General features: G+C 62.1%; 3 protein-coding genes. 1 reads left to right on the top strand and 2 read right to left on the bottom strand.

The genetic code is table 11. The features are described 5' to 3' along the window. Positions 1 to 2,491 (bottom strand): AAA family ATPase (locus AC3AYF_RS13910; RefSeq protein ID WP_295040140.1); only part of this gene is annotated, 2,491 nt, incomplete at its 3' end. Between the two features lie 104 nt (positions 2,492 to 2,595). Next, complete coding sequence (locus tag AC3AYF_RS13915) at positions 2,596 to 3,648, bottom strand: DUF3800 domain-containing protein (RefSeq protein WP_295040138.1); 1,053 nt, start codon at positions 3,646 to 3,648, stop codon at positions 2,596 to 2,598. A gap of 591 nt (positions 3,649 to 4,239) precedes the next feature. Here AC3AYF_RS13915 and AC3AYF_RS13920 point away from each other — a divergent pair. Further along, on the top strand, positions 4,240 to 4,728 hold a 489-nt coding region (locus AC3AYF_RS13920; protein ID WP_487779880.1), incomplete at its 3' end, for a hypothetical protein.

Consider the following 4,728-nt stretch of genomic DNA (forward strand, 5'->3'; position numbering starts at 1 on the left):
TGCTTCCCGAACCGACGCCTAACAGGCGGTCCAGTGTGGTGACGACCTCCGTGGCGCCGGCATACTGACCTGCGATGTGACCAACAGCTGACCGCAGCTTGCCGCATTTGTTGTTCAGTTCCCACGGTGAGTGGGGGCCTCCGAGCTTGAGCTCGATGCGACCGTCGGCGCGCCGGCCCAGCCAGGTCCAGATGCGATCGGTCAGGCTCTCCAGCGCGGGCCGCGCCTGACGCAGCGCCTCGCGCTTCTCGTCGTCTGCCAATGCCTGCTGGGCCAGCAGAACGTAATTCTTTGCCGGCGGGTTGCTGTCGACGCGGAGCTCATGCTCGCCGTGATGCGGTAAGAACTTGTAGCGCTTGATGGCCGCTGCGCGGCGCGCACCCAATTCCTGCTGGATGCGATGCAGAAACTCCTCGGCGTGGGAAGTCAGGATGACCTGCTTACCATCCAGCAGACCGTCCTCGAAGAAGGTACGCCAGATGCCATCACGATGCTCATCATCAATCGCGTTGACGACGTCATCGAAGATGACCACGGGGCAACCCTGCGCGATGTTCTTGGCCAGCAGAATCGCCAGGCCTAGGCACTTGATGTGTCCTTCGCTGAAGACGATCAGTGCGTCGTACCTCACGCCCGGTTCGCCAGCGAATTCCACCTCGATTTTGCCATTCTCTGCCACAGGCAGCCACAGCGCATGCAGCACGCCGCCGGGAGGATCACCGCGATTGAATGCATTGTACAGATTGCGGGCCTGTTCCCCCAGACCCTGTAGCAGCAGGCCCGGCAGCGCGGCCAAGTAGCTCTGGATCTCGGGCAGAAAGCCGTCATAAGCGGCCTTGACCCGCTGATGGTGCGCGACCACCGGCACTTCTTCCGCGACGGCCTGGATCAGTTCGCGGTTCGCCTCGTCGAACTGGGCCACGGTCTGGTGGGCCGCGGCCAGTTCCTCGTCGGCTGTCGTTCGCATCGTCCGCAGCCGTTCGACCTCCAACCGATGCCGGTCCAGCCTGTCCCGTTCCTGGGCCAGCGCTGCGCGTTGGGTATGCACCCCGCGGGCCTGCGCATCGAAGCGTTCGATGATCTCGGCGATCCGCAGTAGACCGTTCCAAGCATGTCTCTCACCGTCGACCCACGCGCCCAGCCAATTGCCCGTAGAGGCCGGGGGTAGCTGAGGCAGGCCTGCCGCTTGCAACTCCGCTGGAAACACTTTGGTGGCAACCGCAACCACACGACGCATCTCGTCCCACAGCGTTCGCACTGCCTCGCTCAACTCTGCCCGGAGTGCGCCTTCGCGCTGCTGGAGGGCGGCCAATTGTGCAAGCTGCTCCAGACCCGCGCGCGCTTTGGCGAAAGGGTCCTGCGCCACAGCGGCCAGCCCTGTCCCGCATGCGGGACAGGCGGTCGCCCCGTCGGCCAGGGCCAATACCGCTTCGTAGAGTTTGGCGTACGACACCTCGCCGGCCCGGGCCTCGAGCTGTCCAGACGACTCCTGCCAGAGGCTATCGGTCCGGTAAGCATCTGCCAGCAGTGCTTGCAGGCGGGCCTGGGTCACTTCGTGGACGGCAGGCGGAGCTGCATCGAGCTGGGCTTGTAAATACGGCAGCCGTCCTTGTTGCTGCGGGGTACCGAGCAACCAGTCGACGCAAGCCTGGTACGTCGCATCAGGCAAAATGCGCTGCGCTAGCGCGCGCTCCAGATGCTCGACCCCTGCGATCTTTTGCGGGTAGGCAGCGATTATCTGCTCGGAGTTCGCCAGCTGCAGGCGACGCTGTGCAAGTTGAGATGCCTGAGCACCGGCAAGCATAAGGTCCTGATCGAGCGACGGGTTGAAGCCGCGCACGAATTCGCTGAACTGATCCACGCCGAACAAGGTTGCGATGAGCTGCCGCTGATCGCCCGGGGTCCGTGCTGCGATGCGAGCGAAGTCGTCGAGGCGGTTCTTTTCGATGAAGCAGAAGCGGTACTGGGATTCGTCGGGCTGCACGACCTCTTCTTTGTCTGCCCCCCTGGCCGATAGCACCGGCGCGACATGGCGACGCAGGCGGGCGTTGTTGCAGTAGGTGCGCTGGTCTACCCTCTTGACCTGCGCTTCGCTTATGGAGCCCAGTATTGCCACTTCCAGCGCCTCGCAGAAGCTGCTCTTACCGGTACCGTTTGCGCCGTAGACCAGGGTGATGTCATGGCTTAGGTCGAATGTCTCCTGCCGCATGAACCCGCGAAACGGCCCCACTTCGAGCTGGTGCAGGCGGCCGATCGCCGGCCCGGATTCCGGCCCTCGTGCATCACCGTCGTACGCGACAGGCATCTGCGCCAGATGCCCCAAGGCCAGCGGCGCCAGGCGAGTGGACCGCCCGCGACGCGCGGCGCCGACCTCGGCAAGTGGCTGCAGATGGTCGAGTACCAAGTGCGCGAGCCGGCGCACGTCGTCCTGCACTTCGCGTTGCGCCAGGTGCGAAAGGAAGCGGTGGTACTCCGAATGAATGCTTGCCATGCAGTCCCCTCTATAAACAGGAAGACGCTTTTGGCCGCGTCTGTGGCGTTGTTGCTCGGCCTCTCGCGCCGTGACGCGCGGTCGGGTTTTACATCCATTCGCTGTTATGGCTTATGGAACTTCTCGGCGAAATAGTCGATTGCCTGCGCCGCCTGGGTTCCCTGGCGGAAGCGCTTCTGTTCCTCGAAATCGATCGAAGGCAGCATGTGGATCAACTGATGATCTGCATAGAGGGCCATAACCTGCTGGGCATCCAGCGTCCCGGCGCGTTGCCCCGTGAGAGTGTTCGCCGCCTCGATGGCCGCGCCGATCATTACGTCCGCCAATTGCACCGCAGGGCTGGTTTTGGAGTCGACCTGTGTCACCGACTGGAGCTTGAGCGGAAAGGTGATGCTCGCGATCTCCGACTGGCGAAACGTGATCGCGTCGTCGTGGCGGATGTAGCGCTGCAGCAAGTCGTGGTAGGTGAGCAGGTTCTTGGACTGATCATGCTCGGCCCAATAGGGGCCATCGGCCATAGACTCCATCCGGCTGATCAGCGACTGCAGCACCAAGAGGGCGGCGTCTGTGGTGACGCCGGGGGTGGCGATCGCTTGCAGGCATTCCGGCGCCGCAAACTGCGCCAAGGGGCCTAGCGCTTCCGGCAGTTCCCGCCATCGCGAGGCTCGAGCGGCCTCGACCAGATCGGTAAGTGCAGCGGGGCTTTTCTCCTTTACTGCGCGCTGGAAATATGACAGCAACCGGTCGAGAGCGCCTTCCCCGAGGAGCGTCGGCCCCGTCACATACAGTAGCGATGCGAGCGAGTAGTTCTGACCGTCCTCATAAAAGTCGATCCCGCGCTCGTAGTAGAACGGCTCGACCGCGTAGTCCAGGAACATCAGCAGCAGCAGGAAGCGCTTGTTGCAGACGCAGGTCACGCACTTATGCTCGGTCAGCAGGTCGCGCTGCAGCGCCAACAGGCGCGGGTGGTTGGCTGGGCGACGCGCCAGGGCCCGGTACTTGAGCTCGTCCGCCTGCAACTTGGGAAAGTGCTCCCGGATCAAGCGCCTTGCCTGGTCATCGTCGATGGCGATGGCCGCTGCCCCCTGTAACCGCTGCTCGGGGTTCATCAGGTCGAAGCCGGTGTAACCGCTTTCGTCGATTCGAAAGCATTCCATCTGCAAGTCTCGTTAAGCGGCTGGAGAAATCTATTCAGATAATACAGCTAGGAACACGCCCATGGCATGAACACTGTTCTTCAGCACCTTCGCCAATCCATCGGATGACCGTTGTGGGCCGGGATAGGCCATCCGCGAGCGGCAGCAATGGGTCGTAAGCGGCCTTAGCTGATACAGAGACAGACCACCCACGCTGTCTTCTGACGGAGCACCTTATTCAGTATTCGTGTTGACATGTTACGAATGTAAGGCAGTGTTTACATAATTACTACACACCTAGACCAATGCTTTAGCAGAAGACCAGGCGGGGCGGGAAGCAGCAGGGCGGAGTAGGTTCGAATCTTGGCCTTGCGATTAGTCGTCCTGTCCGGCTATTCTCAAGTCGTACCACGTCCGCTGCTAACGGCAATAGCAGCGCCCTTTGCTTTCGGGCAATTCCCAAAGCCGTTAATGCATCCCGAGAGACGGCGCTCACCTGAGCTGGATGCTACTTCCGAATTCTCGGCCTCGCGCCGAACCACCCATCCGGGGGAACACTCTTCCCCGGTGGGAGTGGTGTGTCTCCTGGATCCTATCCACTGGAGCTGCACCATGAATCCTTTCCCAGGCTCTCGAGCCCTGCTGTTCTCTGTACTGATTCCGATCATGCTGCCACAGGTGATGCCTGAGCCACTCCGGTGGATCTGGTTGACGCTTGTCGCCCTGGTGGTGCTCAAGCGTCTGGGCATCATCAGCATCGGCTTTGGTGGCAACGCCTCCAGCGACGACGATGAAACGCTGTCTTCTTCGAAGCCGGCCTCATCACGTCGCGGTGGCGCTACTCACCGAGGGGTGATTGTTGCCCATGGCAGCGCACCCTATCAGTTCAACGAGGCCAATCGCCTCAGCTACTACATCACGTTGCAGTCAGAGCGTGGTGACGACAAGACCGTGTGGGGAATCGATCTCAAACGCGTTGCGTGTGAGACCCCGCTGGCCGTTGGCGCCCCCGTGGCGCTCGAGTTTCTCGGACGCGAGGCTGTCGGGGTCACGGAGCCGGTCCGCAATGCCCAGGGCAAGGTCGTGGATCACCGCAAGGTA

The organism is Salinicola sp. (assembly GCF_982684285.1).

Bases quoted from the DNA above. Each gene is read 5' to 3' on its own strand.
- AC3AYF_RS13915 (WP_295040138.1), bottom strand. From the start codon at position 3,648: ATGGAATGCTTTCGAATCGACGAAAGCGGTTACACCGGCTTCGACCTG.